Source organism: Blastococcus sp. SYSU DS0539, from assembly GCF_054050855.1.
The window spans coordinates 313,663-331,835 of sequence record NZ_JBJHAF010000003.1 but is presented as its reverse complement, the minus strand read 5'-3'; the positions used below and the strand labels follow the sequence as shown (position 1 = coordinate 331,835).

Genomic DNA, 18,173 nt, shown 5'->3' with positions numbered 1-18,173 from the left:
GGTGCCGGGAACGCGCGACGGCGCCGCGCCCCCGGGGAGGGACGCGGCGCCGTCGGCCGTGCTCAGCGGTTCTTGAGGTCCTTGCGGAGGATCTTGCCGGCCGCCGACTTCGGCACCTGCTCGATGAACTCGACGAACCGGATCTTCTTGTGCGGGGCCACCTTCTCGGCCATGTAGGCCTTGACGGCGTCCTCGGTCAGCTCCGAGCCGGGCGCGCGGACGACGAACGCCTTCGGCAGCTCCTCGCCGCTCTCCTTCTCCGGCACGCCGATGACCGCGGCGTCGGCGATCTCCGGGTGGTTGATCAGGACGGCCTCGAGCTCGGCCGGGGCCACCTGGTAGCCCTTGTACTTGATCAGCTCCTTGACCCGGTCGACGACGGTGTAGCAGCCGTTGTCGTCGACCACGGCCACGTCACCGGTGTGCAGCCAGCCCTCGGAGTCGAGGGTGGAGCGGGTCGCCTCCTCGTTGTTGAGGTAGCCCTTCATCACCTGGGGGCCGCGGACCCACAGCTCGCCGCGCTCACCCGGGGCGGCGTCCTCACCGGTGGCCGGGTCGACCAGCCGGCACTCGGTGTTGGGGATGGCGAACCCGACCGAGCCCTTCGGCACGTCGATGGAGACGCCCGGCGGCTGGGCGTCGGCGTCGGGGGTGGTGTGCGAGACCGGGGACAGCTCCGTCATCCCGTAGCCCTGGCCCACCGTGACGCCGGTGTCGGCACCCTTGCGCAGCCGGTCCTGGGCGGCCAGCGCCAGCTGCTCGTCCAGCGGGGCGGCGCCGGAGAGGATGGAGTCCAGCGAGCTGAGGTCGTACTGGTCGACCAGCGGGTGCTTGGCCAGCGCCAGCAGGATGGGCGGCGCCACGAACGCGCGGGTGATCTTGTGGTCCTGGATGGTGCGGAGGAAGTCCTCGAGCTCGAAGCGGGGGAGGGTCACCACCGCGCCGCCCAGCGCCAGGCCCTGGTTCATCAGCACGGTGAGGCCGTAGATGTGGAAGAACGGCAGGACGGCGATGATCCGCTCGTCCTCCCCCGTCCTGAGCAGGGGCAGGCACTGCGCCACGTTCGACACCAGGTTGCGGTGGGTGAGCATGACGCCCTTGGGCAGACCAGTGGTGCCGCTGGAGTAGGGGAGCGTGACCAGGTCGTTGGCCGGGTCGATGTCCACCTGGACCGACGGCGCGTCGGCGCCGAGCAGGTCGAACAGGTTGGCGTGCCCCTCGGCCCCGTCCAGCACGATGATCTCGTCCAGCGGCGTCTTCTCCACGGCCGCGGTGGCGCGGTCCATGAACAGCGAGATCGTGATGAGGATCTTGGCGCCGGAGTCCTTCAGCTGAAAGGCGATCTCGTCGGGCGTGTAGAGCGAGTTGATCGGGCTCATGACGCAGCCGGCCGCGGCGATGCCGTGGAACACCACCGGGAACCAGGGAGTGTTCGGGCAGAAGACGGCGACGACGTCGCCCTTGCGCAGCCCGCGCGCGTGCAGGTTCGCGGCGACGCGGTCGACGTACGCGGCCAGCTGGCCGTGGGTGATCACATCGCCCTTGAGCCCGTCGATCAGGGCGGGGGCGTCGGGCCGGTCCCTGCCGGCCGCGAGGACGTACTCGGGGACGGAGACGTTGGGGATCTCGACGTCGGGATAACGGCTGGCCAGAGCCACAGGTGTTCCTCCTCGGGCGGTGTGTGGCGCCAGTCTCACATCCGCGGCGCCCTCGCTCACAAGGGGGTTAGCCGCCGGTTCGCCCGATCAGCGCGGCCAGAGGACCGACTGCGTGCAGCGGAACAGCGCGATGGTCTTCCCGGTCGCGGCGTTGCTGACGACCGCGTCCCAGACCTGCGTCGTCCGCCCGGCGTGGACGTTGGTCGCCTCGCAGGCGATCCGCCCCTCGCGCGCGGTGCCCAGGTGGTTGCTCTTGAGCTCGATCGTGGTGAAGCCGGTCGACCCCTCGGGCAGCAGCGCCCGCGTGGGCAGGCCGCAGCTGGTGTCGGCGAGCGTGACGACCGTGCCGGCGTGCAGGTAGCCGTTGGGCGCCAGCAGCTCCGGGCGGATGTCGAGGTGGCTGGTGAGCCGGCCGCGCTCGTGGGTGTCGATGACGATGCCGAGCAGGCCCGGGAAGGTGCCCGGCAGCAGGGCGTTGAGCTCGTCGGCGGTGAGGAACCCGGTGGCGGACATGGAAAGGGAACTTAGCTGCAGGGGTTCCCGCGAGGAGCGGGGCCCGGAGGGTCCCCGACGAGTGGGCGGTGGCGCTCAGCGCGATCGGGACGGCACGTGGCCGCGGTGTCGTCCGGAGGACGACGGTGTCATGGCGTCAGGCGAGGCCGCGGGTGGTGCGGGCCGGCGGCCGGGTGCCCTGGATCGAGGCGACCATGTCCAGCGTCTGCCGGGTCGGCGCGACGTCGTGCACCCGGAACACCCGTGCGCCCAGCCAGGCGCTGACGGCGGTGGCGGCCAGCGTGCCGGTGAGCCGCTCCTCGAGCGGGACGTCGAGCGTCTCGCCGACGAAGTCCTTGTTCGACAGCGCGACCAGGACCGGCCAGCCGGTGGCCACCAGCTCGTCCAGCCGCCGGGTGGCCGCCAGCGAGTGGCGGGTGTTCTTGCCGAAGTCGTGGCCCGGGTCGATCAGCACCCGCTCGGGGTCCACGCCGGCGGCGACGGCGGCCTCGGCGAGCGCCGTCGTCCGGGTGACGATGTCGGCGACGACGTCGTCGTAGGCCACCCGGTGCGGCCGGGTGCGGGGCGGCAGCCCCCCGGCGTGCGTGCAGACGATCCCGGCGCCGGCCTCGGCGGCGACGGCGGCGAGCGAGGGGTCCACCCCGCCCCAGGCGTCGTTCACGATGTCGGCGCCGGCGGCCAGCACCTCGCGCGCCACCTCCGCCCGCCAGGTGTCGATCGAGATCGGCAGGGTGGGGTGCGCGGCGCGGATCGCGGCCACCAGGTCGGCGGTGCGGCGCACCTCCTCGGCGGGGGAGACCTCCTCGCCGGGCGCCGCCTTCACCCCGCCGACGTCGACCATGTCCGCCCCCTCGGCGACGACCTGGTCCACCCGCGCGACGGCGGCGGCCAGCTCGTAGGTGGCGCCGCGGTCGTAGAACGAGTCGGGGGTGCGGTTGACGATCGCCATGACGACGAACCGTCCGTCGGGCACGTCGAGGGCCCCCAGTCGCAGCAACCCGTTCCCCGTCCCATGGTGGTGTGTGGTGGAGTCAGCCAACCAGACCGTGCACGAGGAGGCAGAGCAGATGGCGCAGACGACGGCCGAGGGCGTCGAGGGGGTCCAGGGCCTGGTGGGTCAGCACCTGGGTCACAGCGACTGGGTGACGATCACGCAGGAGCAGGTGAACCAGTTCGCCGAGGCGACCGGTGACCACCAGTGGATCCACGTGGACCCGGAACGGGCGAAGAAGGAGAGCCCGTTCGGCGGGCCGATCGCGCACGGCTACCTGACGCTGTCCCTGCTGCCCTCCCTGATGCCGCAGATCGTGGAGATCACCGGGTTCCGGATGGGCGTCAACTACGGCACCGAGAAGGTGCGCTTCCCCTCGCCGGTGCCGGTGGGTGCGCGGGTGCGGGCCGGGGCCACGCTCGAGGCGGCGACGCCGTTCGAGGGCGGCATCCAGATGAACCTCGCCGTCACCGTGGAGGTCGAGGGCGGCAGCAAGCCGGCGATGGTCGCCACCGTCGTCTACCGCCGCTACCTCTGACCGGCGGGCGGGGGGCCCGGATCCGCCGTCCTCCCGCGCCGTCGCGCGTCCTCCCTCACCGCAGGCGGTGAGGGAGGACGCGCGACGATCAGGTCACCTGATCCCCGCCCCGACCTCGGGCGGGTCGTTGGTCAGACGACGAGGGCCTGGTTGACCAGCTGGCGCAGGTAGTTGCGGATCGGCAGCGTGCTCGAGGGCAGCAGCTGCGTGTAGAAGCTGACGGTGATGTCCTCGACCGGGTCGACGTAGAACGCCGTCGACGCCGCCCCGCCCCAGCTGTAGTCGCCGACGTTCGAGACGACGCCGTAGTGCGCCGGGTCGATCACCATCGAGAACCCGAGCCCGAAGCCCACCCCGCGCAGCGGCGTCTCGGCGAACAGCGGCCGGCCGAAGGTCTCCAGGTCCTGCCCGCCGGGGAGGTGGTTGGTGACCATGTGCGCCAGCGTGCGGGGCCCGAGCAGTCGGCCGCCGTCGAAGGAGCCGCCGCGACGCAGCATCTCGATGAAGCGCAGGTAGTCGCCGGCGGTGGAGACCAGGCCGCCGCCGCCGGAGAGGAACGTCGGCTTGCTCAGCGCCGCCTGCCCCATGGCGTCGAGCGGCGCGAAGCCCGTGGCGGCGCCGCCCGGCTGCCCCGGGACGGCGGCGTACAGCCGGGCCAGGGTGTCGGGGTCGTCCTCGGGCCGCAGCCCGAACGACGTATCGGTCATGCCGAGCGGCGCGAAGATGCGAGAAGCGAAGAACTCGTCCAGCGACTGCCCGGAGACGACCTCCACCAGCCGGCCCAGGACGTCGGTGGAGACGCCGTAGTTCCACTCGCTGCCCGGCTGGAAGACCAGGGGCGCCGAGGCCCACTGCCGGCACACCTCGGCGGAGTCCGCGCCCGGCGGCGTCCCCCACTCGTGGCCCATCGCGCGGTAGATGGCGTCGACCGGGTGCGCGTGGTGGAAGCCGTAGGTCAGCCCCGACGTGTGCGTGAGCAGGTGCCGCACCCGGATGGGCTCGACCTGCGGGCTGGTCACCGGCTTCAGCGCCGAGCCGGCGACGTACACCCGGGTCTCGGCGAACTCCGGCAGCCACCGCGAGATCGGGTCGGTGAGCTGGAAGGCGCCTTCCTCGTAGAGCATCATCGCCGCCACCGAGGTGACCGGCTTTGTCATCGAGAAGATGCGCCACCGGGTGTCCAGCTCGACGGGGCGGCCCTGCTCCACGTCGCGGGAGCCGTAGCGGCCGACGTGCACCAGCTTGCCGTGCCGGGCGACCGTCACCAGGTAGCCGGGCAGCTGGCCGTCCTCGACGTAGCGGGCGAGCCGGTCGTCGATGCGTCGCAGCCGGGCGGGGTCCATGCCCACCTCGGCCGGATCGGTGCCCACCTGCAGTTCGTCGCTCACGCACACCTCCGGGTCCCGGACGCCGTCCGCCGCCGGGCGACGCCTCGACCCGCATCCTGACTCACGACGTTGTGAGCCCGGACACACGGGGGTCGGGGCGTCCGCCCGGCGGCGGGGACGAGCTGCGATCAGACCGGGACGGAGCTGGCGGCCTTCTTGAGGTTCGAGCCGGCGGTCACCTTGACGGTGTTGGCCGCGGGGATCTCGATCGACTCACCGGTCTGCGGGTTGCGGCCGGTGCGCGCGGAGCGCTGGGTGCGCTCGACGGTGATGAGGCCCGAGACGGCGACCTTCTCCCCGCGGGTGATGGCGTCGACGAGCTCGTCCTGCAGGCCGGCGAGGACCGAGTCCACGGTCGAGGTCGGGACGTCGGCGCGCTTGGCGATGGCGGAGACCAGTTCGGCCTTGTTCATGGGGCAACCTTTCCGTAGGCGGTGGCGCGTGCCGTGATCTCGGCACGCAGCCGGCTCCTTCCCCCTGACGCGCGGAGCGCGGGCGGGGTTCCCCGATGTCCGCGCGGTGGCGCGGTGCACGGGGCGCCCGGTCTCGCGGGAGTCCGGGCCGGGGGGCACGGTGCCATGCCGCCGGCGTGTCCCGCCAGCGGGGGGCTTCCGGCGGCCCGCAGCAGACCCGCCGGTCACAGCAGTCCCATGGCTGCGCCGGGGCCGTGCGGGCGCCTTCGGCGGCCCGGCCGGGACATCACCCGGTCGGGTGACCGGGACGGGCGGGTCAGCGGGCGGCGCGGCCGGCCGACGCCAGGTCCTCGATCCGCAGCAGCCCGAGCACGTGGCCAGTCGGGTCGGTGCAGACGACGGGGTCGAAACGGTGCGCGGGCGGCCGGGTGAGCGCCCGGCGGAGGGCGTCCCCGACGTCGGTGGTCGGGTGCACGCGCAGCGAGACGGGCGCGGTGTGGATCGCCCCGGTGCGGGGGTCGGTCAGCAGCAGCGCCGCGGGCTCGCCGTGCGGGCCGACCAGCACGGCCGGGGGCGTGCTCGGCACCTCGGCGCCGAGCACGTACTGCCGGACCGGGCGGAGCAGGCCGGCCACGCTGTCGGTCACCCGGGCGCGGGCCGCGTGGGTGCGCACCAGCCGGGCGACCTCGGGGTCGAGCGGTCGGAACTCCGGAGCCGGGCGGCCGAGCAGCCAGCCCTGGGCCAGCGGGACGCCGAGCCGGGTGGACGCGGCCAGCTGGGCGGGGGTCTCGATGCCCTCGGCCAGCAGCCAGGCGCCGATGCGGTCGGCGAACTCCCCGACCAGCTCGGCCAGGGCCATGTGGACGGGGTCGCCGTCGGCGTCGGCGACCAGCGCCCGGTCGAGCGTCATCAACTGCGGCCGGACGGCGGCCAGCTGGGGCAGCCCCGGGTAGCCGCTGCCGGCGCCGTCCAGGGCGATCAGCGCACCGCGTTCACGCAGGTCCTCGGTCTGCCGGCGCAGCGCGGCCAGGTCGTCGACCGGCGTGTGCCCGGTGAGTTCGACGACCACGCGGTGCAGGTCGTCGCGGGAGGCCAGCGCGTCCTGCACGACGGCGGTGCCGAGCAGGTGCGGGCTGACGTTGACGGTCAGGAACGTGTGGGGCGGCAGGTCGTCGACGGCGGCGAGCGCCTTGTGGATGGCCAGGGCCTCGAGCTCGGCGGCGATCCCCGCCTCGGCGGCGGCGGTGAACCAGACGGCGGGGCCGGCGACACCCGGGAAGCGGGCCAGCGCCTCGTACCCGGCGATGGTCGCGGCGGCCAGGTCGACGATCGGCTGGAAGACCAGGGTGAGGTCGTCGGCGTCGGCGAGCAGGGGCCGGCAGTCCGGGAGGCGGGTGCGCATGCCGAGCATGGAGGGGGCATCGGCCCGGCGGCGGCGGAGCTTGACCGGGAGCGCCGCCCCTTCCCCAGCAGGGGGGACACGCCCGGCGCGCCGGATCCCGCGGGGATGCCGCTCCCGTTCCGCGCCGACGGGCGTGCCAGCATGTGCACTGGTGCGCGCCCGCCCGGGCGCGGGGAGCCGGGTGGAGGAGCGCGTGGCCACGAGTGCCTCCACCGTCCCCGCGGGCTCGCCGGGGACCGATCCGCTGACCGATCCGCTGCGGATCGCCGCGGCGCGGCGGCTGCTGCTGGAGGTCCGCGGCCCGGCAGCCTTCGACCGCCTCTCGGCCCTCGCCGCCCGGCTGCTGGGCGCCGGACACGCCAAGGTCACCCTCTTCACCGACCACGACGTCGTCGTCGGCGGGTACGGGCTGCCGGCCGGGGTGGTGGGCGGCCCGGCGCTGCTGACCGGCGCCCTGTCGGCGATCGTCGTGCGCGAGGCCGGCCCGCTGTGTATCGCCGCTGCCACAGGCGACGAGCGGGTGGCCGCGCTGCCGGCCGTGACCTCGGGGCAGGTGCAGTCCTACCTGGGAGCGCCGCTGTCGGCCGCCTCGGGTCAGGTGGTGGGGGCGCTGGCCGTCTACGACCCCGCGCCCCGGGACTGGTCCGACGACGCCGTCGAGCTCCTCGAGCAACTGGCCGCCTCCGTCGTCGCCGAGCTGGAGCTCTCCGCCGCGCAGTCGGCGGTCGGGACCTCCCGGGCGTGGCTGGAGGTGGCCCTGGAGGCCGGTTCGGTCGGCATCTGGGAGCGCGACCTGCGCACCGGGACGATCCACTGGGACGAGCGGTGCGCGGCGCTGTTCGGTCTGGACGCCGCGGTCGACCTCGACTCCCTGGACGTCGTGCTGACCGAGCACGTGCACCCCGACGACCACGCCGCCATCGAGGAGGCGATGCGGGTCGCCGTCGAGGACCGCGTCGACTACACGGTCGAGTTCCGGGTGAACCGGCTCGACGGCGTCGTCCGCTGGGTGCTGGCCCGGGGCCGGGTGGTGACCGATGCCTCGGGCGAGCCGGCCCGCGTCCTCGGCACGGTGCTGGACGTCACCGACGCCCGCGGGCAGGCCCAGCAGCGGCTCTCCGCGGTGCAGCGCGCGGCGGCCATCGCCGAGGTGGCGGCCGAGCTGGCCAACGCCGCCCGGCTGGACCAGCTCGCCGACGTGGTGCTGCGCGGGGCCCAGGTGCTCGGCGCCCAGTCCAGCGCCCTGGCCATCTTCGACTCGCCCGGCGGCCCGCTGCGCCTGCACATGACCGGCAACCTGCTGGCGGCGGTCCGGGACGGGCATCCGGACGTCGCCCTGACCGACGGTCACGTGCTGCCGATGGACGACGCGCTGCCGGCCCAGCACGTGGCCCGCCACGGGCGCCGGCTGCTGCTCGCGGACCACGCCGAGGCGGTGAGCCGGTTCCCCGCGCTCGCCCCGATCGCCGACCTGCTGGGCCTGCGGGCGGTGGCCGCGCTGCCGCTGCGGGTCGAGGGGCGGGTGCTGGGCGCGTTCCTGGCCGTCTGGACCACCGTCACCGAGCTCGCCGGCGACGACGTCGAGGTGCTGGAGGCGCTGGCCGCGCAGATCGCGCTGAGCGTCTCGCGGCTGCAGGCCGACGCCGAGCGCGCCGCCGCGGTGGCGGCCATGGCCCAGGCCAACCAGCGCCTGCGGCTGCTCGCCGAGGCCGGCCGGGTGCTCTCGGGCACGCTGGACATCGACCAGCAGATCGGCCAGCTGGCGCAGCTGGTCGTGCCCGAGCTCGCCGACTGGTGCTGGATCGTGGTCACCGACGAGCAGGGCCGGCTGCACGGGGTGGCCAGCAGCCACCGGGACCCGTCGCGGCAGGAGGAGCTCGAGGCGTTCGTCCGCGCGATGGTCGCGGTGATGACCGAGGACTCGGCCGCGCGGCAGGTCACGGCCACCGGCCGGTCGATGCTGCTGCCGGTCATCGACTGGGAGCACGTGACCCGGGCGCTGCCCGACCCCGCCACCCGGGAGCTGTTCGCCCGGCTCGGTGCCGCCTCCGGCGTCGTCGTGCCGCTCGTCGCGCGCGGCCAGGGGCTGGGCGCCCTCGGCCTGTTCACCCGCGAGGAGCGGGGGCCGCTGGGCGAGGCCGAGGTGGACACCGCCGTGGAGATCGGCCGGCGGGCCGGCCTGGCGCTGCACCAGGCGCGGCTCTACAGCCAGCAGCGCGACCTCGCCGACGCCCTGCAGCGGAGCATGCTGACCGAGCCGCCGCAGCCGGAGAACTGCGAGATCGTCGTCCGGTACGTGCCGGCCGCCGAGGGCGCCGAGATCGGTGGCGACTGGTACGACGCGTTCCTGCAGCGGGGCGGGACGACGGTGCTCGCGATCGGCGACGTCGTCGGCCACGACACCCGCGCGGCCGCGGCGATGGGCCAGGTCCGCGGCCTGCTGCGCGGGATCAGCTATTCCAGCGGCGGCTCCCCGGCGGAGGTGCTCAGCGAGCTCGACCGCGCCGTCCAGGGCCTGGCGCTGGACACCATGGCCACCGCCCTGGTCGCCCACCTCGAGCCGGAGCCCGGCGACGGGGGCGGCCGGATGCGGCTGCGCTGGGCCAACGCCGGGCACCCGCCGCCGGCGCTGCTGGCCTCCGACGGCAGCGTGGTGCTGCTCGACGGCAAGCAGGCCGACCTGCTGCTGGGGGTCGCCCCCGAGACGGTGCGCGAGGACCACGTGGCCGTCCTCGCCCCGGGCTCGACGGTGCTGCTCTACACCGACGGGCTGGTGGAGCGGCGCGACCGCGACATCGACGCCGGCACCGAGCAGCTGCTCGAGGTGCTCGGCGAGTGCGACGGGCTGCCGCTGGACCAGGTGTGCGACCGCGTGCTCGAGCGGATGATCCTCCCCGATGCGGAGGACGACGTCGCCGTCCTCGCCGTCCGGCTGGTGCCCGCGGACTGACGCCGGACCGTCCGGGGCGCCGCACGACGGTCCGCTCGGGGCGGCACCGCTCCCGCTGCTCCGGGGACACCTCCGGCAGCCCTCCGGACGCAGTCCGACCCTGCCCAGCCGGAGTGGGCAGAGCCGGACCGTGCGCGGAACAGCCCCGCGTCACTGACCGGGCGGGACGTCCATGTCGGTCGCAGTCGCCCCGGGACCACCGTCCCGCCCGTCCCCGCCGTTCCGCGCGCGCAGCTCGGCGTCGCGGGCGGCCATCGCCGCCTGCCGGTCCGGCTCGGCCACCAGGATCGCCGCGGCCTTCCAGTCGGCCGGGATGGCGAAGGCGTCGACCAGCGTGGTGATGTGCGGCCGGAGCTGCTTGAGCAGGCTGTTCACCGTCGACGTCAGCGTCTTGGCGCGGGCCGGGGTGAGCTGCCCGTGCTCGAGGAACCAGGCCTTGTCCTCCTCGATCGTCGACAGCGCGTAGAGGTCGCAGACCGTGTCGAGCAGCGTCGCGACGTCGGGGTCGGTGGCGCGGTCGACGCCCTCGACGAAGGCCTCGAGCACGATCCGGTCGATGTGCGTCCGCGCCGCCTTCAGCACGTGGTCCTGGACGTCGTTGAACATGTCGAACGGCGCCATGCCCTCGGTCGTGGAGTTCTTGCGCAGCCGCCGGATCGCGCCCTCGAGCGCGTGCTTCTCGCGGAACTCGAACATCTTCAGCTGCCAGCCGCGCTCGAGCATCGGCACCTCGTCCACACCCGGGACGGCGTCGACGAGCCGGGCGATCAGCGCGCGGGCGGCGGTCCGCTCCAGCACCGTCTCGCGGACCATGTCGGCCACGAAGCCGACCCGCCCCCAGCCGTCGAGCGAGCCGAAGTTGTCGCGGTAGCCGGTGAGCAGCCCCTTGGCCACCAGCTGCAGGAGGACGGTGTTGTCGCCCTCGAAGGTGGTGAAGACGTCGGTGTCGGCCTTGAGGTGGGGGAGCCGGTTCTCCTGCAGGTAGCCCGCCCCGCCGCACGCCTCGCGGCACATCTGGATGGTGCGGGTGGCGTGCCAGGTCTGGGCCACCTTGAGGCCGGCGGCGCGGGACTCCAGCTCCCGCTGCGCCTGCTCGTCGATCTCCTGCCCGTGCTCGTGCACCGCCGTCTGCACGTCGTGCATGGTGCTGACCAGCTCGCCCTGGGCGAAGTGCAGCGCGTAGGTCCTCGCCAGCGCCGGCAGCAGCTTGCGCTGGTGCACCAGGTAGTCGTTGATGACGATCTCGCGCTCCTCGCCGGGCGCGGCGAACTGGCGACGGACGTTGCCGTACCGGACGGCGATGTCGAGGGCCAGCTTGGTGGCCGACGCCGCCGAGCCGCCGACGCTGACCCGGCCGCGCACGAGCGTGCCGAGCATGGTGAAGAAGCGGCGGGTCTCGTTCTCGATGCTCGAGGTGTAGGTGCCGTCCTCGGCGACCTGGCCGTAGCGGTCGAGCAGCATGTCGCGCGGCACGCTGACGTGGTCGAAGCTCAGCCGGCCGTTGTCGACGCCGAGCAGCCCGGCCTTGGGGCCGTCGTCGCCGATGGTGACGCCCGGCATCGGGGCGCCGTCGGTGTCCCGGATCGGCACCAGCCAGGCGTGCACGCCGTGGTTCTTGCCCTGGGTGACCAGCTGGGCGAAGACGACGGCCATCCGGCCGTCCTCGGCGGCGTTGCCGATGTAGTCCTTGCGCGCGGCCTCGTGCGGGGTGTGCAGGTCGAACGTCTGCGTCGCGGGGTCGTAGGTGCACGTCGTGCGCAGTTGCTGGACGTCGGAGCCGTGGCCGGTCTCGGTCATGGCGAAGCAGCCGGGCAGGTCGAAGCTCATGATGTCGCGCAGGTAGGCCTCGTGGTGCCGGCGCGTGCCGAGCAGCTGGACGGCGCCGCCGAACAGCCCCCACTGGACGCCCGCCTTGACCATCAGCGACAGGTCGGTGAAGGCCAGCATCTCGATCGAGACGACCGAGCCGCCGGCGTCGGCCTCGCCGCCGAACTCCTTGGGGAAGCCGAGGGTGACGCGGCCGGACTCGGCGAGCTTCCGCGCCATGCGGGTGACCCGCTCGCGGGCGGCCTGCATCGACTCCCCGTAGACCGGGAGCATCTCGGGGTCGTGCAGGTTCTCGCGGGCGTCGCGGCGCACGTGCGCCCAGCGGCCGTCGAGGGCCTCCTGCAGGGCGGCCGGGTCGACCGCGGGGGGCAGGGTGCTCGTCACAGTTCCTCCTTCTTGCGGGATGCGGTGGTCACGACGCCGGAGAGTCCGGCCCAGGCGAGTTCGGTGAGGTGGGCGGCGAGGTCCCGGCGCGGCATGGGGCGGCCGGCCCGCAGCCACCAGTCGGCGGCGGCGCGGACCAGGCCGACGACGGCGTGGCCCCAGGGCGCGGCGGCGACCGGATCGCGCCCGGTCCCGCCCAGCGCCTGCGCCAGGAGCGCGGCCGCCTGGTCGCCGACGAGGTCGGACAGGCCGGTGATCGGGTCGTCGGCGTCCGCCGCGGACGCGCCCGGCGGGCCGTGCACGACGAAGCGGTAGAGCTCGGGGTCGGCCTCGAGGAAGGCCAGGTAGGCCTCGATGGCGGCGCCGAGCATGTCGCGTGGCCGGTCGGATCTGCGCATCGCCGCGCGGAGGGCGGGCAGCAGCTGCTCGGCCACCCGGGTGCAGACGGCGACGTGCAGGTCGCTGCGGTCGGCGAAGTGCCGGTAGACGACGGTCTTGCTGGTGCCGGCCTCGGCGGCGATCTCGTCCATGCCGACGCCGGCGCCGTGCTTGCCGACCGCCACCACCGCCGCATCGACCAGCGCGGCCCGGCGGGCGCGGCGGTGCTCGTCCCACCGCGAGTCGCGCCGGTCCCGCGCCCCCGCGGCCCGGGCCGCGCCCCGCCTCGACTCGCGCCCGCCGCTGTCCTGCGTGATCTCGGCTGCCGGGACCGGGCGGTCGGCCGCCGGCGTCCGCTGCGGGGGCTGCACCGCCTCGAGTTTCATGCAACCCACGGTACCGGGTACTGTGGGTACCGGCCAACCGCACCCGACCCCGGAGGTCCTCATGGCTGAGAACGCGAAGCCGGCAACCCGCAAGGCGGCGATCGTCGGTGGGAACCGGATCCCGTTCGCGCGGTCCAACTCGGCGTACGCCCAGGCGTCCAACCAGGACATGCTCACCGCCACCCTCGACGGGCTGGTCGCCCGGTTCGGTCTGCAGGGCGAGTCGGTCGGCGAGGTCGTCGCCGGCGCCGTGCTCAAGCACGCCCGCGACTTCAACCTGACCCGCGAGGCGGTGCTGGGCTCGAAGCTGTCGCCCACCACGCCGGCCTACGACGTCCAGCAGGCGTGCGGCACCGGCCTGGAGGCGGCGGTGCTCGTCGCCAACAAGATCGCCCTCGGGCAGATCGAGTCCGGCATCGCCGGCGGCGTCGACACCACCTCCGACGCCCCCCTCGCCGTCAGCGACGACCTGCGCCGGGTGCTCCTCTCCGTCAACAACGCCAAGACGGTGCAGGACCGGCTCAAGGCGCTGGCGAGGATCCGCCCGGGCATGATCGCCCCGGAGATCCCGCGCAACGCCGAGCCGCGCACCGGCCTGGCGATGGGCGACCACGCGGCGATCACCGCCAAGGAGTGGCAGATCGGCCGCGACGAGCAGGACGAGCTCGCCGTCCGCTCGCACCGGAACATGGCGGCCGCCTACGACCGCGGCTTTTTCGACGACCTGGTGACGCCGTTCCTCGGACTGGCCCGCGACAACAACCTGCGCCCCGACTCCAGCGTCGAGAAGCTGGCGAAGCTCACGCCGGTCTTCGGCAAGGGCGACCCGGACGCCACGATGACGGCGGGCAACTCGACCCCGCTCACCGACGGCGCCTCCGCGGTGCTGCTCGCCTCCGACGAGTGGGCCGAGGCCAAGGGGCTGCCGGTGCTGGCCCACCTGGTCGACGCGCAGACCGCCGCCGTCGACTACGTGCACGGCGGCGAGGGCCTGCTCATGGCGCCGGTCTACGCGGTGCCGGTGATGCTGGCCCGCAACGGCCTCACCCTGCAGGACTTCGACTTCTACGAGATCCACGAGGCGTTCGCCTCCACGGTGCTCGCGACGATGAAGGCCTGGGAGGACCCGGCGTTCTGCAAGGAGAAGCTGGGCCTCGACGCCCCGCTGGGGGCCATCGACCGGTCCAGGCTCAACGTCCACGGCTCGTCGCTGGCGGCCGGCCACCCGTTCGCCGCGACCGGCGGCCGGATCGTGGCGTCGCTGGCGAAGATGCTGCACGAGGCGGGCCCGGGCAAGCGGGGCCTGATCTCCATTTGCGCCGCCGGCGGCCAGGGCGTCGTCGCCATCCTCGAGTCCTGACCACCTCCCCAGCTTTTCCGCGGAAACCCTCCCCTGGGTTTCCGCGGAAAAGCTCGGTCCCTCGGAAGGAAGAACACCCAGTGGCTGACTGGTACACGAACTTCGCGAACTCCGGCTTCGGCACCACGATCACCAAGCAGCTGGGCCTCCCGCGCCCGGTCGAGCTGCGCCGCTACGAGCCCGGGGAGCCGCTGCTGCCGGGGCCGGTGGTGGTCGGCTCGGCCGGCGCCGGCCGGCTGCGCGACGCGGTCAGGGCGATCCTCCGGGACGCCGGGGTGACCGTGCAGTCGCCGGTGGCGGCCGACGGCGGGACCGGCGGCGAGAAGCTGGGCGCCGTCGTCCTCGACGCCACCGGGCTCACCTCGCCGGGCGACCTCGCCGCCGCGCACGACTTCCTGGCGCCGGCGATCAAGCGGCTGCGCGCCTCCGGGCGGGTGCTGGTCCTCGCCGATCCCCCGTCGGACGCCGACTCCCCGGCGCAGGCCGCGGCGCGGCAGGCGGTGGACGGACTGGTCCGCTCCATCGCGAAGGAGCTGCTGAACGGATCGACGGCGAACGCGGTCTACGTGCCGGAGGGCGCCGAGGGGTCGCTGGGCAGCCCGCTGCGGTTCTTCCTCTCCGGCCGGTCGGCCTACGTCGACGGGCAGCTGCTCACCCTGTCGGCGGCCGACGTGCCCACCGGCGAGGACGGCGAGAAGCCGCTGGCCGGCAAGGTCGCCGTCGTCACCGGGGCGGCCCGCGGCATCGGCGCGGCGATCGCGAAGGTCATGGCCCGGGACGGCGCGCACGTCGTCGCCGTCGACATCCTCGCCGCCGGCGACAAGCTGGCCGAGGTGGCGAACGGGATCGGCGGGACGGCGCTCCAGCTCGACATCACCGCCGACGACGCCTCGCAGCGGCTGGTGGAACACCTGCGGGAGCGGCATCACGCGGGCGTAGGACCTGGAGTGGACATCGTCGTGCACAACGCCGGGATCACCCGCGACAAGCTGCTGGTCAACATGGACGCCGCCCGCTGGAACAGCGTCATGGCGGTGAACCTGCAGGCGCAGCTCGACATCACCCAGGCGCTGCTGGACGCCGAGGGCGTGCTGAGGCCCGGCGCCCGCATCGTCTGCGTCTCCTCGCAGTCGGGCATCGCGGGCAACCGCGGCCAGACCAACTACGCGGCGAGCAAGGCCGGCGTCATCGGCATGGTGCGGGCCTGGGCACCGGAGTTCGCCGGCCGCGGCGCCACGATCAACGCCGTCGCCCCGGGCTTCATCGTCACCGAGATGACGGCGAAGATGCCCTTCGGCACCCGGGAGATCGGGTCGCGGATCAACTCGCTGCAGCAGGGCGGGCTGCCGGTCGACGTCGCCGAGACGATCGCCTGGCTCGCGCAGCCGGGCAGCGCCGGGGTCAACGGGCAGACCGTGCGGGTCTGCGGCCAGTCGATGCTGGGGGCCTGATGATCACCCCGTCCCCGAACGCCAGGGTGCTGGAGGAGTCGCCGAACATGGCGGCGCTGTTCGCCCGGGCCGCGCTCACCGCGCGCGGCCGGGGCGGCGACCTCCCCGGCACCCGGCTGGCCCGCACCGGCGTGACCGTGGATCCCGCGAACCTGGCCGAGTACGCCCGCGTCTGCCGGTTCCCGCTCGCCGACTCGCTGCCGGCGACCTACCCGCACATGCTCACCTTCCCGCTGCAGCTCGCGCTGATGAGCGACCGCGCCTTCCCGCTGGCGCTGCCGGGCCTGGTGCACGTGCGCAACCGGATCGACGTGCTCCGCCCGGTACGCACCGACGAGGCGCTCGACCTCGAGGTGTGGGCCGAGCGGTTCGCCACCCATCCACGCGGGGCGACCGTCGACCTGTGCGCCTCGGTGTCCGCCGGCGGTGCGGAGGTCTGGCGCGGCCGCTCCACGTACCTGGGGCGCGGCGCGACCGCGCCCGCGGGTGCGCCGGATTCCGATGTGACGGTTGCCGTCGGGGATGTGGGGGTGGCCGCCACCTGGCGGATCCCCGGCGACGCCGGCCGGCGCTACGCCACGGTCTCCGGCGACGTGAACCCGATCCACCTGTCGGGGCTGGCCGCGAAGGCGTTCGGCTTCAAGCGGGCGATCGCGCACGGCATGTGGGTCAAGGCCCGCGTGCTGGCGGCGCTGGTCAACCGGCTGCCCGACGCGCTCACCGTGGACGTCGGTTTCCGCAAGCCGCTGTTCCTGCCGTCGACGGTCACCCTGTCGACGGCGCAGGCCGGGGGCGGCTGGGACGCCGCCGTTCGCAACGCGACGAGCGGCACCGAGCACCTCGTCGCGACGATCCGCCCCCTTCGATAAAGGAAGTCCACCGCCATACCCGTGTCGTTCGACCTCACCGAGGACCAGCTCGAGCTGCAGAAGTGGGTGCACGAGTTCGCCGCGAACGTCGTGCGCCCGGCCGCGGCCGAGTACGACGAGCGGGAGACGTTCCCGTGGGAGGTCCTGCAGGAGGCGGCGAAGATCGGGCTGTACTCGCTCGACTTCTTCGCCACCCAGTGGTTCGACGAGTCCGGCCTCGGCATCCCGCTCACCATGGAGGAGCTGTTCTGGGGTGACGCCGGGATCGGGCTGGCGATCGTCGGCACCACCCTGGCGGCGGCGTCGGTGCGGGCGAACGGCACCGACGAGCAGGTCGGGCAGTGGATCCCGGCGATGTTCGGCACCGAGGACGAACCGAAGGTGGCGGCGTTCTGCTCGTCGGAGCCCGACGCCGGGTCCGACGTCGGCGCGATGCGCACCCGCGCCGTCTACGACGAGAAGACCGACGAGTGGGTGCTCACCGGCACCAAGACCTGGGCCACCAACGGCGGCATCGCCGACATCCACGTGGTGAACGCCGTCGTCGACCCGGAGCTCAAGGCCCGCGGGCACGCCAGCTTCGTCGTCCCGCCGGGCACCCCGGGCATCGCCCAGGGGCAGAAGTTCCTCAAGCCGACCTGCACGAGCGGTGGGAGTCCGGCGCCCCCGAGGCCGGGCTGGTGCAGGTGGAGATCGGGGACGCCTTCGGCGTCCTGCGCATCCCGCGGCTGGGCGAGGACTACGCCCGCGTGATCCTCGAGGGGACCACCGAGGGGGAGCTCTCGCAGGGCCCCGGCCACTACGCGGGGACGGCGATGCCCGGGGAGCCGGGCAACGTGGCGCTGGCCGGCCATCGGGTGGGCAAGGGCTCGCCGTTCCTGGAGCTGGACCTGATGCAGCCCGGCGACCCGATCGTCGTGGAGACCGCCGACACCTGGTTCGTCTACCGGGTGCTCGGCGACCGGGCGACCGGCGACCTCACCACCGATCCCAGCGGCATCCCGGGCCGGCAGATCGTCAGCCCCGCCGACGTCTCGGTCATCGCGCCCACGCCGAACCAGGCGGCGGCCGGGCCGACCGGCTCGTACCTGACCCTCACCACCTGCCATCGCGCTTCTCCGCGCGGCAGCGGCTGATCGTGCACGCCGAGCTCGACGGCGCCGGCATCCCGAAGGCCGGGATGCCCGACGGTCCGCCGGCGCTGCGCGAGAGCTGACCCGAACTCCCCGGAGGACCTGTGTACGGCTGGATCTGGCGGCAGCTGCCCGGCGGCAGCGGCCTCAAGGCGCTGCAGTCGCTGGTGCTCGTGCTCGCCGTCTGCGCCCTGCTGCTGTTCGTCGTCTTCCCGTGGGTGGAGCCGCACCTGCCCTTCGACGACGTCACCGTCGACGGCTGACGCCGCCGGTGGTCCCGGCCGAGTGGGCGCCTGGAGTCGCCCGGGGCGGCGTGTCCCGCCAGGTCGGCGACCACAACTGCTCACTCGGCGGCAGGCTCACCCCGGAAGGGCGCCGAGGACGGCGTCAGCACGCGATCGGCACCGAACCGCACGACGTCGTCGGCGACCAGCCCGGTCCCGGCGGCGGCCGCGTCGACCGCCGCCCGCGCGGCGGCGTCGGATGTCCCGCGCACGACGCGGTGCGCCGGCGCGGACGGGGTTGGGTCTCG

At 74.0% G+C, this 18,173-nt stretch carries 17 protein-coding genes; 8 read left to right on the top strand and 9 right to left on the bottom strand.

The genetic code is table 11. The annotated features are described in order from the left end of the window. Positions 1–62: 62 nt before the first annotated feature. From ACI790_RS05855 to folP, 3 genes are all read right to left on the bottom strand, one after another. Positions 63–1,658, bottom strand: a complete 1,596-nt coding sequence (locus ACI790_RS05855) for a 4-coumarate--CoA ligase family protein (RefSeq protein WP_456568847.1) — start codon at positions 1,656–1,658, stop codon at positions 63–65. A gap of 87 nt (positions 1,659–1,745) precedes the next feature. Next, the gene (locus tag ACI790_RS05850) at positions 1,746–2,171 is read right to left on the bottom strand and encodes a PaaI family thioesterase (RefSeq protein WP_456568846.1); all 426 of its coding nucleotides are present in this window, start codon (positions 2,169–2,171) and stop codon (positions 1,746–1,748) included. 136 nt (positions 2,172–2,307) lie between these two features. Then, complete coding sequence (gene folP / locus ACI790_RS05845; RefSeq protein WP_456568845.1) at positions 2,308–3,168, bottom strand: dihydropteroate synthase; 861 nt, start codon at positions 3,166–3,168, stop codon at positions 2,308–2,310. 28 nt (positions 3,169–3,196) lie between these two features. Here folP and ACI790_RS05840 point away from each other — a divergent pair, with 28 nt between their 5' ends. Continuing rightward, the gene (locus tag ACI790_RS05840; protein ID WP_456568844.1) at positions 3,197–3,700 is read left to right on the top strand and encodes a MaoC family dehydratase; all 504 of its coding nucleotides are present in this window, start codon (positions 3,197–3,199) and stop codon (positions 3,698–3,700) included. 131 nt (positions 3,701–3,831) lie between these two features. On the opposite strand, the gene ACI790_RS05835 is transcribed toward ACI790_RS05840, so the two are convergent. From ACI790_RS05835 to ACI790_RS05825, 3 genes are all read right to left on the bottom strand, one after another. After that, on the bottom strand, positions 3,832–5,088 hold the full coding sequence (locus ACI790_RS05835; RefSeq protein ID WP_456568843.1) for a serine hydrolase domain-containing protein: 1,257 nt from the start codon (positions 5,086–5,088) through the stop codon (positions 3,832–3,834). A gap of 128 nt (positions 5,089–5,216) precedes the next feature. Then, complete coding sequence (locus tag ACI790_RS05830) at positions 5,217–5,501, bottom strand: HU family DNA-binding protein (RefSeq protein WP_456568842.1); 285 nt, start codon at positions 5,499–5,501, stop codon at positions 5,217–5,219. A 316-nt stretch (positions 5,502–5,817) separates the two neighbouring features. Continuing rightward, on the bottom strand, positions 5,818–6,903 hold the full coding sequence (locus ACI790_RS05825) for an EAL domain-containing protein (protein ID WP_456568841.1): 1,086 nt from the start codon (positions 6,901–6,903) through the stop codon (positions 5,818–5,820). A 193-nt stretch (positions 6,904–7,096) separates the two neighbouring features. Between ACI790_RS05825 and ACI790_RS05820 the strand changes: the two genes are divergently transcribed. Beyond that, positions 7,097–9,853 (top strand): SpoIIE family protein phosphatase, encoded by a 2,757-nt coding sequence (locus tag ACI790_RS05820; protein WP_456568840.1) that lies wholly within the window; start codon positions 7,097–7,099, stop codon positions 9,851–9,853. A 150-nt stretch (positions 9,854–10,003) separates the two neighbouring features. Here the strand turns inward: ACI790_RS05820 and ACI790_RS05815 are convergent, their stop codons facing one another. Together ACI790_RS05815 and ACI790_RS05810 are read right to left on the bottom strand one after the other, a co-directional pair. Then, on the bottom strand, positions 10,004–12,064 hold the full coding sequence (locus ACI790_RS05815; RefSeq protein WP_456568839.1) for an acyl-CoA dehydrogenase family protein: 2,061 nt from the start codon (positions 12,062–12,064) through the stop codon (positions 10,004–10,006). Next, positions 12,061–12,828, bottom strand: coding sequence for a TetR family transcriptional regulator (locus tag ACI790_RS05810; RefSeq protein ID WP_456568838.1), 768 nt, complete (start codon positions 12,826–12,828; stop codon positions 12,061–12,063). Before ACI790_RS05810 ends, ACI790_RS05815 begins: the two co-directional genes overlap by 4 nt. Positions 12,829–12,889: 61 nt before the next feature. Here ACI790_RS05810 and ACI790_RS05805 point away from each other — a divergent pair, with 61 nt between their 5' ends. From ACI790_RS05805 to ACI790_RS05780, 6 genes are all read left to right on the top strand, one after another. After that, on the top strand, positions 12,890–14,188 hold the full coding sequence (locus ACI790_RS05805; RefSeq protein WP_456568837.1) for an acetyl-CoA C-acetyltransferase: 1,299 nt from the start codon (positions 12,890–12,892) through the stop codon (positions 14,186–14,188). 80 nt (positions 14,189–14,268) lie between these two features. Continuing rightward, entirely contained in the window at positions 14,269–15,639 is a 1,371-nt protein-coding gene (locus ACI790_RS05800; protein ID WP_456568836.1) for a 3-oxoacyl-ACP reductase, read from the top strand. After that, positions 15,639–16,508, top strand: a complete 870-nt coding sequence (locus tag ACI790_RS05795; protein ID WP_456568835.1) for a MaoC family dehydratase — start codon at positions 15,639–15,641, stop codon at positions 16,506–16,508. The genes ACI790_RS05800 and ACI790_RS05795 overlap by 1 nt, the downstream gene beginning before the upstream one ends. Positions 16,509–16,529: 21 nt before the next feature. Further along, positions 16,530–17,261, top strand: coding sequence for an acyl-CoA dehydrogenase family protein (locus ACI790_RS05790; protein ID WP_456568834.1), 732 nt, complete (start codon positions 16,530–16,532; stop codon positions 17,259–17,261). Further along, on the top strand, positions 17,195–17,644 hold the full coding sequence (locus tag ACI790_RS05785; RefSeq protein WP_456568833.1) for a class E sortase: 450 nt from the start codon (positions 17,195–17,197) through the stop codon (positions 17,642–17,644). The genes ACI790_RS05790 and ACI790_RS05785 overlap by 67 nt, the downstream gene beginning before the upstream one ends. A 101-nt stretch (positions 17,645–17,745) precedes the next feature. Continuing rightward, positions 17,746–17,904, top strand: coding sequence for a hypothetical protein (locus ACI790_RS05780; protein ID WP_456568832.1), 159 nt, complete (start codon positions 17,746–17,748; stop codon positions 17,902–17,904). Positions 17,905–17,984: 80 nt separating this feature from the next. Here the strand turns inward: ACI790_RS05780 and ACI790_RS05775 are convergent, their stop codons facing one another. After that, positions 17,985–18,137, bottom strand: a complete 153-nt coding sequence (locus ACI790_RS05775) for a hypothetical protein (protein WP_456568831.1) — start codon at positions 18,135–18,137, stop codon at positions 17,985–17,987. Positions 18,138–18,173 lie beyond the last annotated feature (36 nt).

What these genes read in the sequence shown, in the direction of transcription:
- ACI790_RS05830 (WP_456568842.1), bottom strand. Translation starts at nt 5,501, where the DNA reads ATGAACAAGGCCGAACTGGTCTCCGCCATCGCCAAGCGCGCCGACGTC.
- ACI790_RS05850 (WP_456568846.1), bottom strand. Translation starts at nt 2,171, where the DNA reads ATGTCCGCCACCGGGTTCCTCACCGCCGACGAGCTCAACGCCCTGCTG.
- ACI790_RS05795 (WP_456568835.1), top strand. Translation starts at nt 15,639, where the DNA reads ATGATCACCCCGTCCCCGAACGCCAGGGTGCTGGAGGAGTCGCCGAAC.
- ACI790_RS05805 (WP_456568837.1), top strand. Translation starts at nt 12,890, where the DNA reads ATGGCTGAGAACGCGAAGCCGGCAACCCGCAAGGCGGCGATCGTCGGT.
- ACI790_RS05810 (WP_456568838.1), bottom strand. Translation starts at nt 12,828, where the DNA reads ATGAAACTCGAGGCGGTGCAGCCCCCGCAGCGGACGCCGGCGGCCGAC.
- ACI790_RS05825 (WP_456568841.1), bottom strand. Translation starts at nt 6,903, where the DNA reads ATGCGCACCCGCCTCCCGGACTGCCGGCCCCTGCTCGCCGACGCCGAC.